The sequence below is a fragment of the Bradyrhizobium sp. AZCC 2176 genome, from assembly GCF_036924645.1.
Lineage (GTDB): Bacteria > Pseudomonadota > Alphaproteobacteria > Rhizobiales > Xanthobacteraceae > Bradyrhizobium.
On the sequence record NZ_JAZHRX010000001.1, the window covers coordinates 2,501,268 to 2,522,635 of the forward strand.

General features: G+C 62.7%; 22 protein-coding genes and 1 pseudogene. 17 read left to right on the forward strand and 6 right to left on the reverse strand.

Annotation, left to right across the window (positions count from 1 at the left end; translation table 11 throughout):
- The first annotated feature begins 16 nt into the window (after positions 1 to 16).
- Positions 17 to 691 (forward strand): LON peptidase substrate-binding domain-containing protein, encoded by a 675-nt coding sequence (locus tag V1288_RS11525; protein WP_334357154.1) that lies wholly within the window; start codon positions 17 to 19, stop codon positions 689 to 691.
- Between the two features lie 4 nt (positions 692 to 695).
- Here V1288_RS11525 and V1288_RS11530 read toward each other — a convergent pair whose 3' ends face one another.
- Positions 696 to 1,046, reverse strand: coding sequence for a hypothetical protein (locus tag V1288_RS11530; protein ID WP_334357155.1), 351 nt, complete (start codon positions 1,044 to 1,046; stop codon positions 696 to 698).
- 78 nt (positions 1,047 to 1,124) lie between these two features.
- Between V1288_RS11530 and V1288_RS11535 the strand changes: the two genes are divergently transcribed.
- A complete protein-coding gene (locus tag V1288_RS11535) occupies positions 1,125 to 1,661 on the forward strand; it encodes a TetR/AcrR family transcriptional regulator (protein ID WP_334361280.1) in 537 nt (178 codons plus the stop codon).
- A 49-nt stretch (positions 1,662 to 1,710) separates the two neighbouring features.
- Positions 1,711 to 1,908, forward strand: coding sequence for a Trm112 family protein (locus V1288_RS11540; protein WP_334357156.1), 198 nt, complete (start codon positions 1,711 to 1,713; stop codon positions 1,906 to 1,908).
- A 63-nt stretch (positions 1,909 to 1,971) separates the two neighbouring features.
- Here the strand turns inward: V1288_RS11540 and V1288_RS11545 are convergent, their stop codons facing one another.
- A complete protein-coding gene (locus V1288_RS11545; RefSeq protein ID WP_334357157.1) occupies positions 1,972 to 3,192 on the reverse strand; it encodes a ubiquinone biosynthesis hydroxylase in 1,221 nt (406 codons plus the stop codon).
- A gap of 217 nt (positions 3,193 to 3,409) precedes the next feature.
- On the opposite strand from V1288_RS11545, the gene tesB reads away from it, so the two are divergent.
- Positions 3,410 to 4,270: an acyl-CoA thioesterase II gene (gene tesB / locus V1288_RS11550; protein ID WP_334357158.1), complete on the forward strand. Its 861-nt coding sequence runs from the start codon at positions 3,410 to 3,412 to the stop codon at positions 4,268 to 4,270.
- A 3-nt stretch (positions 4,271 to 4,273) separates the two neighbouring features.
- Here tesB and V1288_RS11555 read toward each other — a convergent pair whose 3' ends face one another.
- A complete protein-coding gene (locus tag V1288_RS11555; RefSeq protein ID WP_334361281.1) occupies positions 4,274 to 5,161 on the reverse strand; it encodes a DUF4339 domain-containing protein in 888 nt (295 codons plus the stop codon).
- Between the two features lie 248 nt (positions 5,162 to 5,409).
- Here V1288_RS11555 and V1288_RS11560 point away from each other — a divergent pair, with 248 nt between their 5' ends.
- The 10 genes from V1288_RS11560 to V1288_RS11605 all read left to right on the forward strand — a co-directional run bounded on the left by V1288_RS11560 (position 5,410) and on the right by V1288_RS11605 (position 15,937).
- Positions 5,410 to 5,748 (forward strand): P-II family nitrogen regulator, encoded by a 339-nt coding sequence (locus V1288_RS11560; protein WP_028348351.1) that lies wholly within the window; start codon positions 5,410 to 5,412, stop codon positions 5,746 to 5,748.
- A gap of 85 nt (positions 5,749 to 5,833) precedes the next feature.
- Entirely contained in the window at positions 5,834 to 7,141 is a 1,308-nt protein-coding gene (locus tag V1288_RS11565; protein ID WP_334357159.1) for an ammonium transporter, read from the forward strand.
- A gap of 307 nt (positions 7,142 to 7,448) precedes the next feature.
- Positions 7,449 to 7,787 (forward strand): P-II family nitrogen regulator, encoded by a 339-nt coding sequence (locus V1288_RS11570; protein WP_008142813.1) that lies wholly within the window; start codon positions 7,449 to 7,451, stop codon positions 7,785 to 7,787.
- Positions 7,788 to 7,823: 36 nt separating this feature from the next.
- Positions 7,824 to 9,266 carry an ammonium transporter gene (locus V1288_RS11575; RefSeq protein WP_334357160.1) on the forward strand — a complete coding sequence of 481 codons (1,443 nt, stop codon included), beginning with the start codon at positions 7,824 to 7,826 and terminating at the stop codon, positions 9,264 to 9,266.
- A 199-nt stretch (positions 9,267 to 9,465) separates the two neighbouring features.
- Positions 9,466 to 9,606, forward strand: coding sequence for a DUF1835 domain-containing protein (locus tag V1288_RS11580; RefSeq protein ID WP_334357161.1), 141 nt, complete (start codon positions 9,466 to 9,468; stop codon positions 9,604 to 9,606).
- A gap of 122 nt (positions 9,607 to 9,728) precedes the next feature.
- Positions 9,729 to 10,133: a GFA family protein gene (locus tag V1288_RS11585; RefSeq protein WP_334357162.1), complete on the forward strand. Its 405-nt coding sequence runs from the start codon at positions 9,729 to 9,731 to the stop codon at positions 10,131 to 10,133.
- Between the two features lie 300 nt (positions 10,134 to 10,433).
- Positions 10,434 to 11,657 carry an aminotransferase class I/II-fold pyridoxal phosphate-dependent enzyme gene (locus tag V1288_RS11590; RefSeq protein ID WP_334357163.1) on the forward strand — a complete coding sequence of 408 codons (1,224 nt, stop codon included), beginning with the start codon at positions 10,434 to 10,436 and terminating at the stop codon, positions 11,655 to 11,657.
- A 12-nt stretch (positions 11,658 to 11,669) separates the two neighbouring features.
- Positions 11,670 to 14,111 carry a DNA translocase FtsK gene (locus tag V1288_RS11595; RefSeq protein WP_334357164.1) on the forward strand — a complete coding sequence of 814 codons (2,442 nt, stop codon included), beginning with the start codon at positions 11,670 to 11,672 and terminating at the stop codon, positions 14,109 to 14,111.
- Positions 14,112 to 14,237: 126 nt separating this feature from the next.
- Positions 14,238 to 15,047 (forward strand): outer membrane lipoprotein carrier protein LolA, encoded by an 810-nt coding sequence (locus V1288_RS11600; protein WP_334357165.1) that lies wholly within the window; start codon positions 14,238 to 14,240, stop codon positions 15,045 to 15,047.
- A 74-nt stretch (positions 15,048 to 15,121) separates the two neighbouring features.
- Positions 15,122 to 15,937, forward strand: coding sequence for an exodeoxyribonuclease III (locus tag V1288_RS11605; RefSeq protein ID WP_334357166.1), 816 nt, complete (start codon positions 15,122 to 15,124; stop codon positions 15,935 to 15,937).
- Between the two features lie 6 nt (positions 15,938 to 15,943).
- Here V1288_RS11605 and V1288_RS11610 read toward each other — a convergent pair whose 3' ends face one another.
- Positions 15,944 to 16,384 carry a cyclic nucleotide-binding domain-containing protein gene (locus tag V1288_RS11610; RefSeq protein WP_334357167.1) on the reverse strand — a complete coding sequence of 147 codons (441 nt, stop codon included), beginning with the start codon at positions 16,382 to 16,384 and terminating at the stop codon, positions 15,944 to 15,946.
- 51 nt (positions 16,385 to 16,435) lie between these two features.
- Positions 16,436 to 17,122 (reverse strand): response regulator transcription factor, encoded by a 687-nt coding sequence (locus V1288_RS11615; protein WP_028348340.1) that lies wholly within the window; start codon positions 17,120 to 17,122, stop codon positions 16,436 to 16,438.
- Between the two features lie 310 nt (positions 17,123 to 17,432).
- On the opposite strand from V1288_RS11615, the gene V1288_RS11620 reads away from it, so the two are divergent.
- Positions 17,433 to 17,963 carry a L,D-transpeptidase family protein gene (locus tag V1288_RS11620; RefSeq protein ID WP_334357168.1) on the forward strand — a complete coding sequence of 177 codons (531 nt, stop codon included), beginning with the start codon at positions 17,433 to 17,435 and terminating at the stop codon, positions 17,961 to 17,963.
- Positions 17,964 to 17,978: 15 nt separating this feature from the next.
- Entirely contained in the window at positions 17,979 to 18,764 is a 786-nt protein-coding gene (locus V1288_RS11625) for a 2-keto-4-pentenoate hydratase (RefSeq protein ID WP_334357169.1), read from the forward strand.
- Between the two features lie 37 nt (positions 18,765 to 18,801).
- On the opposite strand, the gene V1288_RS11630 is transcribed toward V1288_RS11625, so the two are convergent.
- Positions 18,802 to 19,479: a YggS family pyridoxal phosphate-dependent enzyme gene (locus V1288_RS11630; protein WP_334357170.1), complete on the reverse strand. Its 678-nt coding sequence runs from the start codon at positions 19,477 to 19,479 to the stop codon at positions 18,802 to 18,804.
- A 115-nt stretch (positions 19,480 to 19,594) separates the two neighbouring features.
- Here V1288_RS11630 and V1288_RS11635 point away from each other — a divergent pair.
- Positions 19,595 to 21,287: pseudogene (locus V1288_RS11635) on the forward strand (sensor domain-containing diguanylate cyclase).
- Positions 21,288 to 21,368: the final 81 nt, after the last annotated feature.

Genomic DNA, 21,368 nt, shown 5'->3' on the forward strand with positions numbered 1-21,368 from the left:
CTGACCGGGACTGCAGATGCCGATCAATGCCGAATACCGCGGACCCGGCGAGCTTCCCGAAATCATTCCGGTGTTTCCGTTGCCGGGCGCGCTGTTGCTGCCGCGCGGCCAGATGCCGCTCAATATTTTCGAGCCGCGCTATCTGGCGATGGTGGACGACGCGCTGCGCGACGGTCACCGGCTGATCGGGATGATCCAGCCGGATATTTCCCACACCAGGGACGAGGCGAGGCCCGAGCTGTTCCGGGTCGGCTGCGTCGGGCGCATCACGCAGCTCGCCGAATCCGGCGACGGCCGCTACATCCTCGAGCTGACCGGCGTCGCCCGCTTCAAGGTGATCGAGGAAATCTCGGCGCTGACCGCATACCGGCAGTGCAAGGTGGACTTCTTTCCCTATGCCGACGATTTCGTCGCGCGCAAGGGCGAAGAGGATGTCGACCGCGCGGCATTGCTTGACGTTCTGACCGACTTTCTCAACGCCAACAATCTGAAGGTGGATTGGGAAGGCATCGAGAGCGCGCCGAACGAGGCGCTGGTCAACGCGCTGGCGATGATGTCGCCGTATGGCCCGGCGGAAAAGCAGGCGATGCTGGAAGCGCCCGACCTGAAGACCCGCGCGGAGATCCTGATCGCGGTGACCGAAATGGATCTCGCCAAGAAGCGCACCAGCGGCGACACCGGGCTGCAGTAGCGCTTCAGTAGCCCGCCACGGCGAGCACGACGACGGCACCGAGCGCTTTCCAGCCAAAACCGCGGCCACGCGACCACCAGGCATTGGCGACGGCGGCAAAGGTATAGACCGCGACGATCGTCACGACGATCCAGTGCCGCGCGCGCTCCGATCCAAACGAGGGCGCGGCAATCAGCAGCACGCCGCCGCCGATCCATGCCACCGTGCCGGCCTGCCATACGAGGCGGATCAGGGTCCGCAGGCTCTCCGGCTGGATGGACGCCCTGGCGAACACCTTGGTTTCCCCCAGCACGCCGTGAATCAGAGCCACCGCTATTCCAGCGACACCCGCGCATTGCAGAATGAGATCGCGCATCGAAAACGCTCCATACAGGACTGTATGGTTATGCGCTGCGTTCTGGCGCCTGTCAATACAGTAGTGTATGGTAGGAATATGAACGATCAGCTCTCGGCAAAAGACTGGCTCGACCAGGGCCTGAAAGCATTGGCGAGCCGCGGCTTCACCGCGCTGAAGGCGGAACCCTTGGCCAAGGCGATAGGAGTGTCGCGCGGCAGTTTTTACTGGCATTTCGCCGATATCGGCGCGTTCCATGCTGCGATCCTCGCGCGCTGGCACGAGGTTGCGGCCGAGCAGATCATCGCCAATGTCGAGGCAGCCTCGAAAGACGAGAACCCGCTCGCGCTGCTGCTCCGGCGCGTGTTCGGCGAGCGCCTGACCCTGGAGAGAGCGGTCCGCACCTGGGCGAGCGTCGACCCAGCCGCGCGTGCTGCTGTGCAGGCGATCGACCGGCGGCGGCTCAGCTATGTTGGAAGCCTTTTGACGCAATCCGGACTGCCTGCGGATGTGGCTCGCGCGCGCGCCCAAATCCTCTATTGGGCTTTTCTCGGCTTTGCCCTGTCGGACCAGCCCTTGCCGAAGGCGCGGCAACAGGCCGTGCTCGACGAACTGGTCCGGATCGCCGCATCATGACAGGCTGCAATCCGATATGCTAAGGACCAGCGCTAGCCGGAGACTGCAAATGAATGCCACGCCCGAACGCCTCGACGCCACCGTCGATCCAAAATTGCTGGAGATCCTGGTCTGTCCGGTGACCAAGGGTCCGCTCGAATTCGATTCGACGAGGCAGGAACTGATCTCGCGCTCAGCCAAGCTCGCCTATCCCATTCGCGACGGCATCCCGATCATGCTGCCGGAAGAGGCAAGGAAGATCGACTGAGGCGAATAGGGAGTGGCGAATAGCGAATGGCGAAACTTCCATTCGCCATTCCCTATTCGCCCTCTACAGCACCTCGCCCTTCAACAGCCGCGGCACTTCGCCTGACAGTCCCGCGGCCTGGCGGATGAACAGGCTCTTCAGCGGTGGCGCGCGATCGACGAGACCGAGCCCGATATCGCGCACGGTCCGCAGCAGCGTCGATTCATTCGAGAACAGGAAGTTCAGCGAATTGGTGGCGAGCCCCATCGCCATGGTGTCGAAGCGCCGCCAGCGCTGGTAGCGGTCGAGCACATCGGCCTGCCCGGGATCGATGCCGAGCCGGGCCGCATCGACCACGACTTCGGCCAGCGCCGCGACATCCTTCAGGCCCATGTTGAGGCCCTGCCCCGCGATCGGATGGATCACGTGCGCGGCATCGCCGACGAGCGCCAGCCGCTCGGCGATGAACGAGCGCGCAACGAAATAGCCGAGCGGAAATGCGCGCGGCTTGTCCAGCGCCCTGATCTCGCCAAGGTGCAACCCGAAGCGCTTCTCGAGTTCATCGTGGAATTCGGCTTCGCCAAGCGCGGTGATGCGTGCGGCTTCAGCGCGATTCTCGGACCACACCAGCGACGAGCGCTTTCCGGTCAGCGGCAAGATCGCGAACGGACCTGCGGGAAGAAAATGCTCTTCGGCGCGGCCGTGATGATCCCGCTCATGGCCGACGGTGACGACGATGCCGGATTGATCGTAATCCCAGCCATGGGTGGTGATGCCGGCGCGCTCGCGCAGCCGCGAGCGTGCGCCATCGGCAGCCACCAGCAGGCTTGCCTCGACCACATTGCCATCCGCGAGCGTCACGGTGACACCATCGGAGCGTGAATCGTAGGTCGAAATCGCCGTGGCCCGGAGATCAACGCCTTCAGCCTCGGCACGCGCGACCAGCGCATCGATCAGCCGGCGGTTTTCGACCATGTGGGCGAAGGGTTCGCCGGGCTCGACATCTCCCGCAAAGGTCAGGAACACCGGACGGGTGGCATCCTCCAGCCTGGAATCGGTGACGACCATGTCGAGGATGGCTTGCGAATCCCCTGCTACCTGGTCCCAGACGCCGAGCGCCTCGAACAACCGCCGGCATGCGGCGACAATGGCGGTCGCCCGCGGATCGCGGCTTGGCCGCGTGGCAAGTGCCGGATCGGCCACGATGACTGGAATATCCGCGCCAAGGCCCTGACGGAACGCCAACGCCAGCGCCAACCCGGCAAAGGCGCCGCCGCAGATGACAATGCTTCGCTGTGCCGCCATGCGATCCTTACCCGGTTACTTCGTCACATTAGACCAGACTTGCTACCTGATATTAGCTGGGCGAAACAGGGCCGAGAAACAAGGATGGTTAGCTGGATCGTCATTCCGGGGCGCGCGCCAGCGTGAACCCGGAATCCAAAGGTTTGGCACGAGATTCCGAGTTCGATGCTTCGCATCGCCCCGGAATGACGAAAGAATTCAACTGAAAGCACTCCCAATGTCCAAGGGCCTTATTGACCTGATTTCCATCCTCGATCTCGAACAGCTCGAGGTGAACCTGTTCCGCGGCAACAGCCCGAAAACGAGCTGGCAGCGGGTGTTCGGCGGACAGGTGATCGGACAGGCGATGGTGGCGGCATGCCGCACCGTCGAGGGCCGCCTGCCGCATTCAATCCATTGCTATTTCATCCTGCCCGGCGATCCGCAGATCCCGATCATCTACCAGGTCGAGCGGCTACGTGACGGCAAGAGCTATTCGACCCGTCGCGTCACCGCTATTCAGCATGGCAATGCGATCTTCTCGATCATGGTGTCGTTCCATGCGGAAGAGGAAGGCGCGTTCAACCATCAGGAAAAGATGCCGGATGTCCCGCCGCCGGAAAAGCTCACGGCGGAAGAAGTATCGAAGCAGCCGATGTTCCGCGAGATGCCGGAATTCATCCGCCGCTATTACGAATCCGACCGGCCGATCGAATTGCGCCCGGTCGAGCTCGGCCGCTATTTCGGCCAGAAGATCGACGACGGGCGCATCCATGTCTGGATCCGCACCGCGGCCAAGCTGCCCGACGATCCAGCGCTGCATTTGTGCGCGCTGGCCTATGCGTCGGATTTCTCGCTGCTCGATGCGGTGATGGCGCGCTACGGCCGCACCCTGTTCGACAAGCGCATGATGCCGGCGAGCCTCGATCACGCCATGTGGTTTCACCGGCCGTTCCGCGCCGACGAATGGCTGCTCTACGCGCAGGACTCGCCAAGCGCACAAGACGGCCGCGGATTGACCCGCGGCCTGATCTTCAAGCCCGACGGCAGATTGGTGGCATCGGTGGCCCAGGAAGGCTCGGTGCGCCAGCGCAAGTGAGCATTAGCCGTTGGCCGATGCGCCTCTCTCAGCCAAAACAGTCTGCGACGCCAGCCACTGTGAGATCCATCGATACACCCACGGTATCGGGATGATGAAGATGCTGGCGAAAGCCGCCACGATTGCGCGCCACAGAAACTCCAGGCCGCTGCCAATGAAGAGGACTTCGCGCCGCGTGCCCTGGATGTTCCGGCAAAACCAGCGCATCCAGGCAACGTAAACCCAGGCCCAGCCGATGATGGTGATGACGGAGATAGCCGCAAGAATGGTCCAGCCGAGGTAAGTCCAGATCGGGCCGGAGAAAGTGAGCTCGAGTGGTTGCCCGTTGGACGCGAGATTCGCGATGAACCATTTGAGAAACAACCAGTACAGGGCCATCTGAACGAGGATCATCAGGTTGCTGAGCAATTGGCTGCCGATCATGCCAACGCCAATCATGAGAACGACGAAGCCAAAATACCAGGGAACGATGGTCATCGCCTCGCCCAAGAAGCCTAGATTCGGTCTTCCCGGCACGCGCACGCACGAGACGATCCATTTGCTGAACCACACCACGACCCATGGGCCCGGGATGATGAAGATGAGACCGACCACGAGCACCAGAAAGCGCCACGTAAACTCCAGGATCCCGAAGTCGATCGACAGCGGACCTCCGCTATAGCTCCCGGCCATGGACGGTGGGCCACCGGGATGCGGCATGAAGGGCGGACCTGAGCCGCCGGGTACCAGGCCGGGAATGTCGCCGGCCCGCTGCCAGCCCGACATCCCCTCGGTCCAGACCAACGTATCCGCGCTGACCGTGCCCCGGGTAATGAGGTCGCGAAGCTGGGCTTCCGGATAAGGGCCCTGTTGCTGGCCGCTGGATGCATAAAACCACGATCGGTTCGACATTTTCGTCTTGGTCCCTTGAGCCGTGGAGAGAAGCCGGCCGGACGGCGGGCGGTGAAACAGCATTTTGGCGGACGATCCGGCCGCCTGTACAGTGATCGATGTCACCTGCTCGAAATGTTTTCCCCTTCTACCTGCAACTTTTTTGTGCCATTTGCCCAGAAAGATGCCAGATTTGCGTCGGCAGCGAGCCGCCGGGCGGCCAGCCCGCCGAGTGCTCAAGAAATATCCAGGGAAATAAAGGCCTGACCATGAAACTCGTCGTTGCAATCATCAAACCCTTCAAGCTTGACGAGGTGCGCCAGGCGCTGACCGCCATCGGCGTCCACGGCATGACGGTGACCGAGGTCAAGGGCTACGGCCGCCAGAAGGGTCACACCGAAATCTATCGCGGCGCCGAGTATGTCGTGAACTTCCTGCCCAAGCTCCGAATCGAAATCGCAGTCGCTTCCGACGTTGCCGACAAGGCCGTCGAGGTCATTACCGCAAACGCGCGTACCGGGCAGATCGGCGACGGCAAGATCTTCGTCACGCCGATCGACCACGCCCTGCGAATCCGCACCGGCGAGACCGATAGCGACGCGCTCTGAGATATCACCGAATTCAAGGCGCGATGGCAACGACGCCGAGAAGCCAAGAAACGACAACGACACGACAACAGGCCGGGGGAATTCCATGGGGGCACCATCGTATCGCGCAGTGGCGAATGCTGCGCTCATCAAGCTTGCGGCGAGCTCGTTCGCGACTCCGGCCCTGGCCGCCGAGACGTCCACCATCAATGCTGCCGACACCGCGTGGATGATCGTCGCCACCGCATTGGTGTTGATGATGACGATGCCGGGCCTGGCGCTGTTCTACTCCGGCATGGTGCGCAAGAAGAATGTGCTGGCGACAATGGCGCAGAGCCTCGCTGCCGTGGCGATCATCTCGATTCTCTGGGTGGCTTTCGGCTATTCGCTGGCCTTCGTCGGCGACGGTCCCTGGATCGGCACGCTCGATCGCTGGTTTCTGATCGGAATGACGATGGAGAGCGTCAATCCGGCGGCGAAGACGATACCGGAAGCGCTTTTCATGCTGTACCAGATGACATTTGCGATCATCACGGTGGCGCTGGTGGCCGGCGCGGTGGCGGACCGAATGCGGTTTTCGGCCTATCTGCTGTTTTCGGTCGGCTGGTTCATGTTCGTCTATGTGCCGCTCGCACACTGGGTGTGGGGCGGCGGTTTCCTCGCGACCATGGGCGTGCTGGATTTCGCCGGCGGCCTTGTCGTGCATCTTTCCGCCGGCATCGGCGGCCTGGTTGCCGCGACGGTGATGGGGCGGCGTCACGGCTATGGCAGCGAGAATCTGGCGCCATTCGACCTTTCGCTTGCCGTGATCGGCACCGGATTGCTGTGGGTCGGCTGGTTCGGCTTCAATGGCGGATCGGCACTGGCCGCGAACTCGCGCGCGGTGATGGCGATCACCGCGACACATCTGGCCGCCTGCGCCGGCGCGCTGACCTGGGCCGCGATCGAATGGGCGACGCGACGCAAGCCGTCCGTACTCGGCATGATATCAGGTGCCGTTGCGGGTCTTGGCACCATCACGCCGGCCTCCGGATACGTTGCACCGTGGCACGGCGTCTTGATCGGCGTCGTTGCGGGAACGCTCTGCTTCTGGGCCTGCACCTGGCTCAAGCAGCGCTTCAAATATGACGACTCGCTCGACGTGTTCGGCGTCCACGGCATCGGCGGATTGACCGGCACATTGCTCGCCGGCGTATTTGCGGTGAACGCGATCGGCGGCACCGCGGGGCTGATCGAGGGCAATGCGCAACAGGTCCTGATCCAGCTCTACGGGATCGTCGCCACGCTGGTGTGGTCCGGCGGGGTCACCTTTGTGCTGCTCAAGCTGGTGGGCGTGTTCGCGCCGCTGCGGGTGTCGATGCAGCAGGAACTGGAAGGCCTCGATATCTCGCAGCATGGCGAAGCGCTGCAATAGGCCGCCCACCCCGTTACCACTTTCTTGCACTGCCTCTGAGCAGGGATTTGTGTCGCTGGTCTGGCCTGCCCACGATTTGAGCAAACCTGACTACGCTTTGGGCGCGACGGAATGGCGCAGGAACGTGCAATTCCCGCAAAGAGCGAAAAGGGCCGGATTCATAATCTGTTAGGGACCGGTCCCGATCTGGCACGGCATTTGATTCTAAGGGTCCTGGCTGTGCCCGCGTAGTGAACATCTCCGCGTGGTGAACCTCAGTCGAGAACGCCCGGTCGGTCTGAACCGGGCCCAAGCGGGGATAGGACCCATGAAAATTGTTATGGCGATCATCAAGCCATTCAAGCTCGAAGAAGTCCGTGACGCCCTGACCGCCATTGGCGTTCACGGTCTCACGGTGACGGAAGTCAAAGGGTATGGGCGCCAGAAGGGCCACACGGAAATCTACCGCGGCGCCGAATACGCCGTGAGTTTCCTGCCCAAGATCAAGATCGAGGTCGCTGTCGCCTCGGATCAGGTCGACAAGACCATCGACGCCATCACGTCCGCTGCCAAGACCGGCCAGATCGGCGACGGCAAGATCTTCGTCATCAACCTCGACCATGCGGTGCGCATCCGCACGGGTGAGGCGGATGCCGCGGCCCTCTGATTTCGCGCTCAAACCTTACACTCAGGAGTAAACCAAATGACGTTTAAACGTCCCTATAGCGCGGGACTGGCGGCCCTCGCGGTCGGCCTGTTCGCCGCGACCGCGGCCTACGCCGAACCAACCGTCAACAAGGGCGACAACGCCTGGATGCTGACGTCGACAGTGCTGGTGCTGTTGATGACCATTCCCGGCCTGGCGCTGTTCTATGGCGGTCTCGTCCGTTCCAAGAACATGCTCTCGGTCCTGATGCAGGTGTTCTACACCGTCTGCATCGTTACCCTGCTCTGGGCGCTCTACGGCTACAGCCTCGCTTTCACCGGAGGTTCCGATTTCATCGGCGGCTTCTCAAAAGCCTTCCTGATGGGCGTGACGACGGATTCGAAAGCGGCGACCTTCAGCGTCGACGCCAACATCTCCGAGCTGGTCTATGTCTGCTTCCAGATGACTTTCGCGGCGATCACCCCCGCCCTCATCGTCGGCGCGTTCGCCGAGCGGATGAAGTTTGCGGCGATCGCGCTGTTCATCCCGCTCTGGGTCACCCTGATCTACTTCCCGATCGCGCACATGGTCTGGTACTGGGCCGGTCCGGACGCGATTTCGGATGCAGCCAAGGCGCTTGCGGCTGCGGCTGACGGCGCGGCGAAGACCGCCGCGCAGGCCAAGCTCGACGAAGTCAACGCCGATGCTGGCTGGATCTTCAAGAAGGGCGCGATCGACTTCGCCGGCGGCACCGTGGTGCACATCAATGCCGGTATCGCCGGTCTCGTCGGTGCGCTGCTGATCGGCAAGCGCGTCGGCTACGGCAAGGAGCTGATGGCTCCGCACTCGCTGACCATGACCATGATCGGCGCTTCGCTGCTCTGGGTCGGCTGGTTCGGCTTCAACGCCGGATCAAACCTGGAGGCCTCCGGTGGCGCCGCGCTCGCCATGACCAACTCCTTCGTTGCAACCGCAGCGGCGGCGATGGCCTGGATGTTCGCGGAATGGATCGTCAAGGGTCATCCTTCCGTGCTCGGCGCGTTGTCGGGTGCAGTGGCAGGCCTCGTGGCGGTCACCCCTGCTGCCGGCTACGCCGGTCCGATGGGCGCGATCGTGCTCGGTCTCGTCGTCGGCGTCGTCTGCCTGTTCTTCTGCACCGTGGTGAAGAATGCGCTTGGCTATGACGACTCGCTCGACGTGTTTGGCGTCCACTGCATCGGCGGCATCGTCGGCGCGCTCGGCACCGGCATCCTGGTGAATCCGGCCCTCGGCGGTACCGGCATCATGGATTACGCGGTGGGCAAGATCGCCGACTACGACTTCGCGGCCCAGATGACCTCGCAGCTCTGGGGCGTCTGCACCACGCTGGTGTGGTCGGGCATCGGTTCGGCGATCCTCTACAAGGTGGTCGACGTGATCGTCGGCCTGCGCGTCAACGTCGAAACCGAGCGTGAAGGCCTCGACGTCACCGAGCACACCGAGCGCGCCTACAACATGTAAGTTCTCCCGGGGTGCGATCCCCAAGGGGTCGCATCCACAACTCCGGTCCGGGCACATACCCGGCAATGCCCTGACCGTTGAGGGGCTCCAGCGCAAGTTGGAGCCCCTTTCTTTTTGCTTGGAGACTACAATTTTCAGTTGAATCCGGATAGACGCTGGACTTTGGTGACTATCAGAGTTCGTCGGTCGAGGAGCCGTGATGACTGAAACCGAACTTCACTTCGTATTTACGCGCTCAGGCGCGGGATGCCTGAGCCAAGCACTAAAGACTGCTGGCCGCGACGCTCAGATCATCGCCTTGTTCGATGACCTCAGCTTCGGACCGATCAATCCCCCCTGATTCGTCATTGCGTGCGAAATGGGTTGAGAACGAACTTGGCAGAACGGGATGGGACGAGGTTACCGCTGAGTCGGAAGGCTACCAAGATAGTTTGCCGGACGATAACAAAAGGGAGAAGCGTCATGAAGCTTGAAGGCGGATGCTATTGCGGCAAGGTGCGCTACGAGGCTGAAGGCGAGCCGATGATGAAGGCGCAGTGCCACTGCCGCGAATGCCAATACATCTCCGGCGGCGGGCCGAACATATTCGTGGCGATGCCGGTGACCGGCTTCAAATACACCGCAAGCCAGCCGAAGCAGTTCACCCGCAGCGACCTTGAGCGCGCCGTGACGCGCGAATTCTGCGCGGAATGCGGCACGCACATGGTGACCAAGGTGCCCGGATTGTCAGCGATCGTGCTGAAGGTCGGAACCTTCGACGACCCTGCCCTGTTCGACCCGCAGATGGCGATCTACACGATCGACAAGCAGGCCTTCCACCATGTGCCCGAGGGGATGCCGAGTTTTGAACGGCTGCCGGGGCGGTGACACCAAGATAGCCGTCAAATCACGGAACTCACGCGTGACATGGTGCGGTGGCTTGCGCCGTGCCCGGTCTGGTTTTCGGACCGCCACGGCTCGCTCGGGGAATCATCACTCGGCCATCCTCGATGGCTTTTTGGACACCGTTTTTTAGGAAGGGTTGTCCAAGGGTGGAAAGGCCGGAAAAGGCCCCTCCGCACCGATGGTTAATCGCGTCTTAACCTCGCCGTATCTATGGTGGTTTGATGTGTTTCCGGCCATCGGGTAAGTCCCTCGGCCGCTATTGAAAGTGCTGGCGTTTCAGACATGGCAATGACCGCCTCTTCCGGCGTGGCGCAGGGCGCCGGCAGCGTATCTGCCGGTCAGGCCGAACGTTCGCCCTTTCTGCGGACGACCGAGTTGCTGGCCCCCTATCGGCCCGCCAAGCCATTGATTACGCTTTCCTTGGGTGAGCCGCAGCACCCGGTGCCAGATTTTGTCGGGCCGGTCCTGGCGAAACACATCGCTGATTTCGGCCGCTATCCCCTCGCCAAGGGTATCGAGCCGTTCCGGCGCGCCGCCGCAAGCTGGCTAACCGCCCGGTTCGATCTGCCCCGGCCGGTCGATCCCGAGAGTGAAATCCTGGTGCTGAACGGCAGCCGCGAGGGGCTGTTCTTCGCTGCGATCACCGCCGCCCGCTATGTCGGCCCCCGCAAGGGCAGGCCCGCGATCCTGATGCCCAATCCGTTTTATCCGGCCTATGGCGCGGGCGCCCGCGCCGCCGGTTGCGAGCTGATCTACCTGCCGACCACGCTCGCCAACGGATTTTTGCCGGATCTCGATGCGCTCGACGAGGCGACGCTGGCCCGGACGGTGGCGATGTTCATTGCCTCGCCGGCCAATCCGCAAGGCGCGGTCGCCTCGCGCGACTACTTCATCCGCTTGAAGAAACTTGCCGACCGCCATGGCTTCATGATCCTGAGCGACGAGTGCTACTCGGAAATCTACACCCGGCAGGCGCCGGGCAGTGCGCTGGAATGTGCCGGACCCGACTTCACCAACGTCGTCGCGTTCCAGTCGCTGTCAAAACGCTCGAACCTGCCCGGCATGCGCGTCGGCTTTGCCGCCGGCGACAGCAAGTTTCTCGCAGCCTTTCACGAATTGCGCAATGTCGCTGCCCCCCAGGTGCCGGTGCCGCTGCAGCACGTCGCGGTCGCCGCCTATAGCGACGAAGCGCACGTCGAAGAAAACCGCAGGCTTTACCGCATTAAGTTCGACCTCGCCGACCAGATTCTCGGTAGCCGCTATGGCTATGTGCGGCCCGCCGGCGGCTTCTGCGTCTGGCTCGACGTCTCCGACCGCGGCGGCGACGAGGCGACAGCGGTGAAACTCTATCGGGATGCGGGGGTCCGCGTGATCCCCGGCAGTTATCTGTCGCGGCCGCAGAACGATGGCTTCAACCCCGGCGCGGGCTACATCCGCCTCGCGCTGGTCTCAGATAGTGAATCAACGGCCGAGGCATTGCATCGGCTGGTCGAAATTCTGGATTAATCGCAGGGCCCCATGAGCATGCCAGCGATCGAACGTGTCATTCCCCTGGTCGGCCATCTGCCGGTCTCGATCCGCGAGGCGCTGGCGCGGCGGCTGCGCGAACTCGCAGGCCTCAGCCTGATCGCGCTGTCCGGCGTGGCCGCGGCGGCGCTGATGACGTGGTCGGTACAGGACCCAAGCCTGAGCCACGCAACGTCGCGTCCGATCCGCAACGTTCTCGGCTACCCCGGCGCGATCGGCGCCGATCTGTTGATGCAGATTCTCGGCCTCGGCGCGATCATGCTGATCCTCCCCGTCGCCGTGTGGGGCTGGCGCATGCTGACCCATCGCACCTTCGACCGCGAAGCGCTGCGCCTTGGATGCTGGATTCTCTGCACGGTGATCGCAGCAGGCTTTGCAAGCTGCTGGCCGCATGGCGGCGCGTGGGCGCTGCCGACCGGCCTTGGCGGCGTCGTCGGCGACGCGCTGGTGCGGGCGCCGGCCGTGGTGTTCGGTCCGGCCGGCTTCACCTATCGTCTCGTGCTCGGCATCATCCTGTTCGTGGCGATGTGCGCCGCCTTTCTGTTCGCCAGCGGCTGGGGCTCGCGCCCGAGAGATGAAGAGCTGACGCCGATCGAGGACGACGACGCGCCCTTTGTGGAAGTAGGGGATCGCAGTTCGGTGTCGCTCGGATGGGCGTACCATGCCCTGATGAGTGCAAAGGCGCGGCTCGGATGGCTGATGAGCACGGCCTACCGATCGCTGGTGTCGAGTTCGCCGCCACCTCGCACAGCCTCGTTCGAACGTCAGGAACCGAGCCTCTGCGGCCGTGCTGCGCCGGCCCTGGCTCCGCAGGACGAGGAATTCGAGGACGAGGAAGACGAGGAAGACGAGGAAGAGGAAGTCCCGGCCGCGCGCGCACCGCGCAAGAAAGCCGCACCGCGGGCGGCTGCGCGCAAGTCCGAAAAATTTGAACTGCCTTCGGTCTCGGTGCTCACAGCGCCCAAGGCGTCGGACCGCCAGCCGCTGGGCAAGGCCGAGTTGGAGGCTAACTCGCGCGCACTGGAAGGCGTGCTCGGCGATTTCGGCGTCCGCGGCGAGATCGTCAAGGCCAACCCCGGACCGGTCGTGACGCTCTACGAACTCGAGCCGGCGCCCGGCATCAAATCCTCGCGCGTAATTGGCCTTGCCGACGATATTGCCCGCTCGATGAGTGCGCTCTCGGCCCGCGTCGCCGTGGTCGCCGGCCGCAATGCCATCGGCATCGAACTGCCGAATGCACATCGCGAAAAGGTTTACCTGCGCGAGCTGCTGACCACGAAGGACGAGTCGCACGCGAAGCTTCCGCTCTGCCTTGGCAAGAACATCGGCGGCGAGTCCATCATCATCGATCTCGCGCGCACGCCGCATATGCTGATCGCCGGCACCACTGGCTCCGGCAAATCGGTCGCGATCAACACCATGATCCTGAGCCTGGTCTATCGTTTGCGCCCGGATCAGTGCCGCCTGATCATGGTCGATCCAAAAATGCTCGAACTCTCCGTCTATGACGGCATCCCGCACCTTCTCACGCCGGTTGTGACCGATCCAAAGAAGGCCGTGGTGGCGCTGAAATGGGCTGTGCGCGAGATGGAGGAGCGCTACAAGAAAATGGCCAAGCTCGGTGTGCGCAACATCGACGGCTACAACCAGCGCCTCGTCGAAGCCAAGGGCAAGGGCGAAGAATTGACGCGCACGGTGCATACCGGCTTCGACAAGGAAACCGGCAAGGCGATCTACGAGGAAGAAAAGCTCGACCTCGAGCCGCTGCCCTATATCGTCATCATCGTCGACGAAATGGCCGACCTGATGATGGTGGCCGGCAAGGACATCGAAGGCGCGGTGCAGCGTCTTGCCCAGATGGCGCGTGCCGCCGGCCTGCACGTGATCCTCGCAACCCAGCGTCCCTCGGTCGACGTCATCACGGGCACCATCAAGGCGAACTTCCCGACCCGTATCTCGTTTCAGGTCACCTCGAAAATCGACAGCCGCACCATCCTCGGCGAGATGGGTGCCGAGCAACTGCTCGGCCAGGGCGACATGCTCTATATGGCCGGCGGCGGACGCATCAGCCGCGTGCACGGGCCGTTCGTCTCCGACGAAGAAGTCGAAAAGGTGGTGCGTCACCTCAAGACGCAGGGTCAGCCGGAATATCTGGAAGCGGTCACGGCGGAAGAACCGACCGACGAAGACGGCGCGGTGTTCGATTCCACCGGTATGGGCGGCGATGGCGGCGGCGACCTGTTCGCGCAGGCGGTTGCGATCGTCAAGCGCGACCGCAAGGCCTCGACTTCCTACATTCAGCGGCGGCTGCAAATCGGCTACAACCGCGCGGCGTCGTTGATGGAACGGATGGAACTCGAAGGCATCGTTGGGCAGGCGAATCACGCCGGCAAGCGGGAAATTCTGGTCGCGGAGGAAGAGGGCGGATTCTAGATGCCGGCGCCAAAGGTGGATTCGGCGTAACAATTTTCACGGAAAAACGATATCCCCTTTGGTCGAAAGCACGATAAAATGGCCAGGCAGCGGGATACCTCGTCGAAAAGAGATCCGAAATACCTGATGACACAACAACCCACCCATCGCGGGCTGCGCTCCGGACTGGCCCTTTTGATCGCCACATCCATCGCAGGCTTGGCGACGCCGGCTCTCTCGCAGAGCGTGCCGGTTCCGAAGCCAGCGCCCAAGGCCCGCGACGGCAGCGTGCAGATGAGTGCGCAGGAGAAGGGGCCGATGACCACCGGCGCCACCCAGGCACCACCGAATCCGGTGATTCCCGACCCGAACCGCAATGTCCCGGCCAATGTTTTTGCGACCTTCGACGCCGGCCAGAAGGCGCAGGCTGCCCGGGTAAGTTCCTATTTGTCCTCGCTGCAGACGCTGGTCGGAAATTTCGTCCAGGTCGGCCCCGACGGCAGCAAGACCAAGGGTGAGTTCTACATCCAGAAGCCAGGCAAGGTGCGTTTCGAGTACGATGCTCCCAGCCCGATCGCGATCATCGCCGACGGATCGTCGCTGGCGGTGCGGGATACCAAGCTTGCGACCCAGGACATCTATCCGCTGTCGCAGACGCCGCTGCGCTTCCTGCTGTCGGATCGGATTGATCTGTTGAAGGACACCAACGTCGTCAACGTCACGGCCGATGACGTCTACATCAGTGTCACCATCGAGGAGAAGCAGGCCCTGATCGGCACCAGCCGGTTGATGCTGATGGTCGGCGTCAAGGACGGCCAGCTCAAGCAATGGACGGTGACCGATCCGCAGGGCTACGACACCACGATTGCGGTCTACAATGTAGACTCGAGCAAGAAGGTCGACCCCGGCCTCTTCAAGATCGACTTCACCAACTACAGCACCCCCGCGAACAACTGAACGGCGCGCCTTCTCGATTCTTTCTGTGGAGAGGCGGAAATCCGCGCCGGGAACCGTGGTAATACGCGGCCCTCATGCGGTTTTCCCTGACAACGTGGAATATCAATTCGGTGCGCCTGCGCATCGACATCGTCGCCAAATTCCTCAAATCGGCGCGGCCGGACGTACTGTGCCTGCAGGAAACAAAATGCATCGACGACGCTTTCCCGCTGAAGCGATTCAAGCGTCTCGGCTATGAGCACGTCGCGCTGAACGGACAGAAGGGCTATCACGGCGTCGCCATTGTCTCGAAACTGCCGTTCGAGACCACCGATATCCGAACCTTCTGCGACAAGATCGATTCGCGTCACATCTCGGTAGCGTTCGGCGAGAAGGCGGAGCTTGCGAAGCCGCTGGTGCTGCACAATTTCTACGTTCCGGCCGGCGGCGACATTCCCGATCCCGCACTCAATCCGAAGTTCGATCACAAGCTGAAATTTCTCGACGAGATGAAGGCGTGCGAACCGCTGCATCCGCGCGGCGACGACCGCCATATCCTGGTCGGCGACCTCAACGTCGCTCCGCATGAGAACGACGTGTGGTCGCACAAGCAGCTCCTGAAGATCGTCTCGCACACGCCGATCGAATGCGAGAAGCTTTTGGCCGCGCAGACCCATGGCGAATGGTTCGACGTCGCACGCGAGCGGATCCCGCTTTCGGAAAAGGTCTATACGTGGTGGAGCTACCGCGCCGCCGACTGGACGATGGGCGACCGCGGCCGGCGGCTCGATCACATCTGGGTTTCGCGCGCGCTGAAAGACCGCGTCAGCGATTTCAGGATCACCCGCGACGCCCGCGGCTGGGAGCGCCCATCCGACCACGTGCCGGTAACGGTGACGCTGGAAGTGTAGCTGGGATCAGATACTCAGCTTGGCGCCGGCCATCAAAATATCGCTGGCGAGCTGGCTGGTGCGGGTGGCGAGTTCGTCGCGCAGACGGCGCGCTGCGGCGGGATCGCTTTCGAGCACGCGTTGAAACAGGCTGCGCGCCACCCGGATGACCGAGGAACGATCGAGCGCGACCGCGCTGGACGGCCGCTTCATCGCAACGATCAGCGCCAATTCGCCGATCAGGGCACCGGGGCCCGCAACGACTTCGGCACCGCCGTCCTCGACGCGGAACGAACCGCGCTGAACGATATAGCCCGCATCCGCGTCGTCGCCGGCGTTGAACAGATAATCGCCGGGCGAAAAATCGCGCTGCTCCGAACCGATCGCCAGCATACGTAGCGCCGCCGTCCCCAACAGACGTAATGTCGGGACCCGCTCGAGCAGGGCTACATCATCTTCGATCGACATGGACCGTTGACCGGGATGCGCGAAAATCACGAATCGTGGCTGCGAATCGTATCACGGCACCAGCTTGTAGCCACCGGCTTCCGTCACCAGGATTTCCGGATTGGCCGCATCCTTCTCGATCTTCTGCCGGAGACGATAGATATGGGTTTCCAGCGTGTGCGTGGTGACGCCCGAATTGTAGCCCCAGACTTCCTGCAGCAGCGTCTCGCGCGACACCGGCAACTGGCCGGCGCGATACAGGAAACGCAGGATCGCGGTTTCCTTCTCGGTCAGCCGCACTTTTCTGGCATTGGCGGCGGTCAGCATCTTGGAGCCGGGGCGGAAGCTGTAGGGACCGACGGAAAACACCGCGTCCTCGCTGGCTTCGTGCTGGCGGAGCTGCGCCCTGATCCGGGCGAGCAGCACGGCGAACCGGAACGGCTTTGCGACGTAATCATTGGCGCCCGATTCGAGCCCCAAAATCGTATCCGAATCGGTGTCGTGGCCGGTCAACATGATGATCGGCGCCTTGAAGCCGCCCTTGCGGAGACTGCGCACGACTTCCCTTCCATCGGTATCCGGCAAGCCGACATCCATCAGCACCAGATCGGGGGAATTGGCCTTGGCGGCGCTGGCGCCCTTGGCGCCGGTATCGACTGCGGAAGCTTCGAACTCCTCATGCAGCGATAGTTGCTCGACCAGTGTGTCGCGCAGATCGGTGTCGTCATCCACGATCAGGATCTTGCGGGCATTGGGCATAGGATACGATCCTCTTGAGGCAGGCGGCGGACACAAGTGAAAGCGTCTCAGGCCGGGTCTTGGTCGATGACAAACCTGATTCGCGGGCAAACTTCGTAAGCAAGCCGGGTCGTCAGGCACTGATTCGCATTGAGGTAAGAAATTGTTACAGATTCACAAGCCGAACCGAAGTCTATCCCAAATTTGAGGCGCGGTTGGATGAATGTCCTGTAATGGCGTCAAATAGGACAATTTGTGGCCGGGCAGGGAACCTCAGGATTCGGGCATTGGCATGGAAAATTACGCTGGTTCAATCACTTATCGGACAGCAATGCGTGATCGGCCGCTGACGGCAATTCGGGTTTGCAGGGCCGCCGGCGACCCGCGCCGTGGCTGGCTGACGGCGGACGGCTGGACCGTGCCGGTGGCACTTGGTCGCGGCGGCATCCGTGCCAACAAACGGGAGGGCGACGGCGGCACGCCGAGGGGCACGTACCGTCCGCTGCAATTGTGGTGGCGCGCCGACCGCCATCCTCGGCCGCCGACCTATCTGCCGGTCCGGCCGATCCGGCCCGAAGACGCCTGGTGCGAGGACCCGCGGGACCGCCGATACAACCAACCAATCCGTTTGGTCCGCGACCAGCCCGGCGACCGGCTGACGCGCGAGGACCACCTCTATGATTTCATCGTCGAAATCAATCACAACGCCGGCCCGCGAATCGCCGGCCGCGGCAGCGCGGTATTCCTGCATCTGGCGCGGACCAATTTCTCGCCGACCGCGGGGTGCGTTTCGATGACGAAATCGGCCATGCTGCGGCTGTTGCGGCGGATGGGCCCGCAGACGAAGATCATGATCGGCTGATGGGGAATCAGAACAATGCTCGACAAGAATGCAATAGCGGCCGCGTCAAAGACGCTGCACGACCACTGGCGGGCCGGCACCAAATTTTCCGGTCTCGACGATAGACTGCGGCCGCGCGACCGCATCGAGGCCTATGCGATCCAGGCAGGAATCGAAAAATATTCGTCCGATAGTTTGTTCGGCTGGAAGATCGCGGCCACCAGCGAGGCCGGGCAAAAGCACATCAACGTCGACGGCCCGATGGCGGGGCGCGTCCTGGCCGAGACGGTGATATCAGATGGCGGAACGGCTTCGATGGCGGGCAACGAAATGCGCGTCGCTGAGCCGGAATTCGCCTTTCGCATGCGCGTGGATCTGCCGGCGCGTACCACGCCCTATACCGTGCAGCAGGTACTCGACGCGGTCGACACGCTGCATCCGGCCATCGAGATTCCGGATTCGCGGTTTGCCGATTTCGTCAGCGCCGGCGCCGCGCAGATCATTGCCGACAACGCCTGCGCGCATCTGTTCGTGCTGGGACCGCCGACGAGCGCGGATTGGCGCTCGCGCGATCTCGTCGAAGAGCGGCCGGTCATCACGATGCGCGGCCAGCAATTCACCGGTCACGGCAAGAATGTGCTCGGCGATCCCAGGATCGCACTGGCCTGGCTCGCCAATGAACTGCGCCAGCTTGGCGTGACGTTGAAGGCCGGCCGTGTCGTCACGACCGGCACCTGCCACCCACCGCTGCAGATTCAATCGGGCGATTTTTGCGCGGTCGATTTCGGTACGCTCGGAAAGGTTTCGGTGGGGTTTAGCTAGATACCGCTGTCGTCTTGCGAACGCAGGGACGACAGTCCTACCGTGCCCCGAAAATCGCCGAGCCCACGCGTACATGCGTGGCGCCGAGCTGGATCGCTACCGCGAAATCGGCGCTCATGCCCATCGACAGATTTTTCAGTCCGTTGCGCGCGGCGATCTTGGCCGTCAACGCGAAATGCGGCGCCGGCGCCTCGTTAACTGGCGGGATGCACATCAGGCCGGAAATGACCAAGCCGTATTTGTCGCGGCAACTCGCGATGAAGGCATCGGCCTCGCCGGGCGCAACGCCGGCCTTCTGCGGTTCTTCGCCGGTGTTGAGTTGAACGAACAATTCCGGCCGCCTGTTCTGGGAATTAATTTCCTTGGCTAACGCTTCGCAAATGCTGGGACGGTCGACCGAATGGATGGCGTCGAACAGCGCCACCGCCTCCCTCGCCTTGTTGGATTGCAGCGGTCCGATCAAATGCAACGCAAGTCCGGGACAGGACGACACCAGTGCCGGCCACTTCGCTTTGGCTTCCTGCACGCGATTTTCGCCGAACACGCGCTGCCCGGCATCGATGACAGGTGAAATCGCCGCGGCGTCGAACGTCTTCGACACCGCGATCAGCGTCACCGATGCACGCTCGCGGCGCGCTTCCTTGCACGCGCGCGCGATGTCCTGCTCCACCTGAGCCAGACCGTTTGGTAAAGACTTTGTTAGTAGCGTCGCCATCTCTCTCGCGTGATGTCCTATTCCTGGCCACAAATTTTAGGGCATTTCCTCGAATTTTACCAAGTTCGGGAAAGGCTTTTTGAACCCTTCACTCTATCCTGCGGTGGGGGGCAGGATGTCTGGCGTTACCTTCAACCGCAATCGGGTCAAACTCAAGAAGCTTCTGGGAATCCGGGCGCGGCTTGCCATGCTGGCCGTGATGCTGGTGGCGCCCTTGATGCTGGAGCGCGTCCGCTGGCTCGAAGACACGCGCGCCAAGCAGATCCGCGGTCGCTTCGGAAGAATACGCCAATATCACCCATCACAGCGCCGAGACCCAGCGCGAGGTGATCTCCTCCGTCGAAACGATGCTGAAATCAGCCGCCTATATTCGCGCCTCCAGCGGCATCGGGCGCAGTTGCGAAATTTTGCGCGCCAGCCTGCCCGCCAACCTGCCCTGGATCCGCAGCATCATGCTCGTGAGCAAGGAAGGCGTGGTGCAGTGTTCCACGCTGAACGTTCAGGTCGGCCTCAACATCGGCGATCGCGACTATTTTCGGAAGGCGCAGGAGTCCCGCGATTTTGTCTTCAGCGACTATCTGTTCGGCAGAGTTAGCAATCGGCCGATCATGATGGCGGCCTATCCGGTCTCCGCGATCAATCCCGAAGAAGATTCCGTAGCGGTCGCCGGCATCAATCTCGACTGGCTGTCGAAGATCATGGCCAACCTCGGCGGACGGCCGGGCATTTCATCGCTATTGATCGATAGCACCGGCGTCGTGCTGGCGGCGCCGCCGGACCAGGCCAGCATGATCGGCCAGCCGCTCGACAACGTGCCGCTGCTGTCGGCCATCACTTACAAGGCGCTCAGCTCTAACTCCGATACCGGCTCGATTTCCTTTACCGCGACCGACGGCTCCAAGCGCGCCATCAGCTTCGCGCGTATTCCCGGAACGCAATCGCGCCTGATCGTCAGCGTCGACGAAGACAAGGTCACGGCCGCGATCAATCGCGAGATCCGCACTGCCTACCTGCAACTCGGATTCGTCTGCCTGTTCGTGCTGCTCGGCGCACTGATTGGCGCGGAGAAGCTCATCATCAATCCGATCGAGGTCATGACCGGGATGGCCAAGCGGTTCGGCGAAGGCGACTCGACGGCCCGCGTCTCGCGCGGCCGCCTGCCGTCGGAATTCATGCCGCTGGCGCGCGCCTTCAATGCGATGGCGGCGCAACTCAGCCAGCGCGAGCGCGAACTGGTCGCCACCAATGACCGACTCACCGTGATGGCCTCGATTGACATGCTGTCGGGCCTCGCCAACCGCCGCGGCTTCCAGAGCCGGCTCGATTTCGAGTGGATGAAGGCGCAGCAATACCATTGCGAGCTGTCGCTGTTGATGATCGATGTCGATCACTTCAAGCTCTACAACGACACCTATGGTCACCCCGAAGGCGACGCCTGCCTCACCCGGATCGGCGAAGCGCTGGCCGGCATCGCCGCCGACACGATGGGCTTTGCCGGCCGCTATGGCGGCGAGGAATTCTGCCTCCTGCTGCCGAACACGAGCCCGCAGAGGGCGCTGGAAATCGGTGAAATGGTGCGCGAGACCGTTCAGGGCCTCGGCCTGCCGCACATCACCTCCAGCTACTGCACCGTCACCGTCAGCGTCGGCGTCGCGGCAACGCTGCCGAGCGACACACAAACCCCCGGCGACCTGATCGAGGCGGCGGACGCCGCCCTCTACGCCGCCAAACACCGCGGCCGCAACACCGTGGTCGAGCACGGCTTTGCCAAGCTGGTGAACGAGGCCGGGATCGCGATGGCGGGGTGAGCGGACGCTCCGCGCTCCGGTCAAATGGCTGTTCCCACCGCCCCAACCCGTTGACCCCGCAGCCGCTTTTGTGGCCTAGTC

Bases quoted from the DNA above. Each gene is read 5' to 3' on its own strand.
- V1288_RS11615 (WP_028348340.1), bottom strand. From the start codon at position 17,122: ATGCCCAATGCCCGCAAGATCCTGATCGTGGATGACGACACCGATCTG.
- V1288_RS11535 (WP_334361280.1), top strand. From the start codon at position 1,125: ATGAACGATCAGCTCTCGGCAAAAGACTGGCTCGACCAGGGCCTGAAA.
- V1288_RS11630 (WP_334357170.1), bottom strand. From the start codon at position 19,479: ATGGCGACGCTACTAACAAAGTCTTTACCAAACGGTCTGGCTCAGGTG.
- V1288_RS11570 (WP_008142813.1), top strand. From the start codon at position 7,449: ATGAAAATTGTTATGGCGATCATCAAGCCATTCAAGCTCGAAGAAGTC.
- V1288_RS11620 (WP_334357168.1), top strand. From the start codon at position 17,433: ATGCGTGATCGGCCGCTGACGGCAATTCGGGTTTGCAGGGCCGCCGGC.
- V1288_RS11530 (WP_334357155.1), bottom strand. From the start codon at position 1,046: ATGCGCGATCTCATTCTGCAATGCGCGGGTGTCGCTGGAATAGCGGTG.
- V1288_RS11555 (WP_334361281.1), bottom strand. From the start codon at position 5,161: ATGTCGAACCGATCGTGGTTTTATGCATCCAGCGGCCAGCAACAGGGC.
- V1288_RS11545 (WP_334357157.1), bottom strand. From the start codon at position 3,192: ATGGCGGCACAGCGAAGCATTGTCATCTGCGGCGGCGCCTTTGCCGGG.
- V1288_RS11600 (WP_334357165.1), top strand. From the start codon at position 14,238: ATGACACAACAACCCACCCATCGCGGGCTGCGCTCCGGACTGGCCCTT.
- V1288_RS11585 (WP_334357162.1), top strand. From the start codon at position 9,729: ATGAAGCTTGAAGGCGGATGCTATTGCGGCAAGGTGCGCTACGAGGCT.
- V1288_RS11580 (WP_334357161.1), top strand. From the start codon at position 9,466: ATGACTGAAACCGAACTTCACTTCGTATTTACGCGCTCAGGCGCGGGA.
- V1288_RS11525 (WP_334357154.1), top strand. From the start codon at position 17: ATGCCGATCAATGCCGAATACCGCGGACCCGGCGAGCTTCCCGAAATC.
- tesB (WP_334357158.1), top strand. From the start codon at position 3,410: ATGTCCAAGGGCCTTATTGACCTGATTTCCATCCTCGATCTCGAACAG.
- V1288_RS11605 (WP_334357166.1), top strand. From the start codon at position 15,122: ATGCGGTTTTCCCTGACAACGTGGAATATCAATTCGGTGCGCCTGCGC.
- V1288_RS11540 (WP_334357156.1), top strand. From the start codon at position 1,711: ATGAATGCCACGCCCGAACGCCTCGACGCCACCGTCGATCCAAAATTG.
- V1288_RS11595 (WP_334357164.1), top strand. From the start codon at position 11,670: ATGAGCATGCCAGCGATCGAACGTGTCATTCCCCTGGTCGGCCATCTG.
- V1288_RS11610 (WP_334357167.1), bottom strand. From the start codon at position 16,384: ATGTCGATCGAAGATGATGTAGCCCTGCTCGAGCGGGTCCCGACATTA.
- V1288_RS11625 (WP_334357169.1), top strand. From the start codon at position 17,979: ATGCTCGACAAGAATGCAATAGCGGCCGCGTCAAAGACGCTGCACGAC.
- V1288_RS11575 (WP_334357160.1), top strand. From the start codon at position 7,824: ATGACGTTTAAACGTCCCTATAGCGCGGGACTGGCGGCCCTCGCGGTC.
- V1288_RS11590 (WP_334357163.1), top strand. From the start codon at position 10,434: ATGGCAATGACCGCCTCTTCCGGCGTGGCGCAGGGCGCCGGCAGCGTA.
- V1288_RS11560 (WP_028348351.1), top strand. From the start codon at position 5,410: ATGAAACTCGTCGTTGCAATCATCAAACCCTTCAAGCTTGACGAGGTG.
- V1288_RS11565 (WP_334357159.1), top strand. From the start codon at position 5,834: ATGGGGGCACCATCGTATCGCGCAGTGGCGAATGCTGCGCTCATCAAG.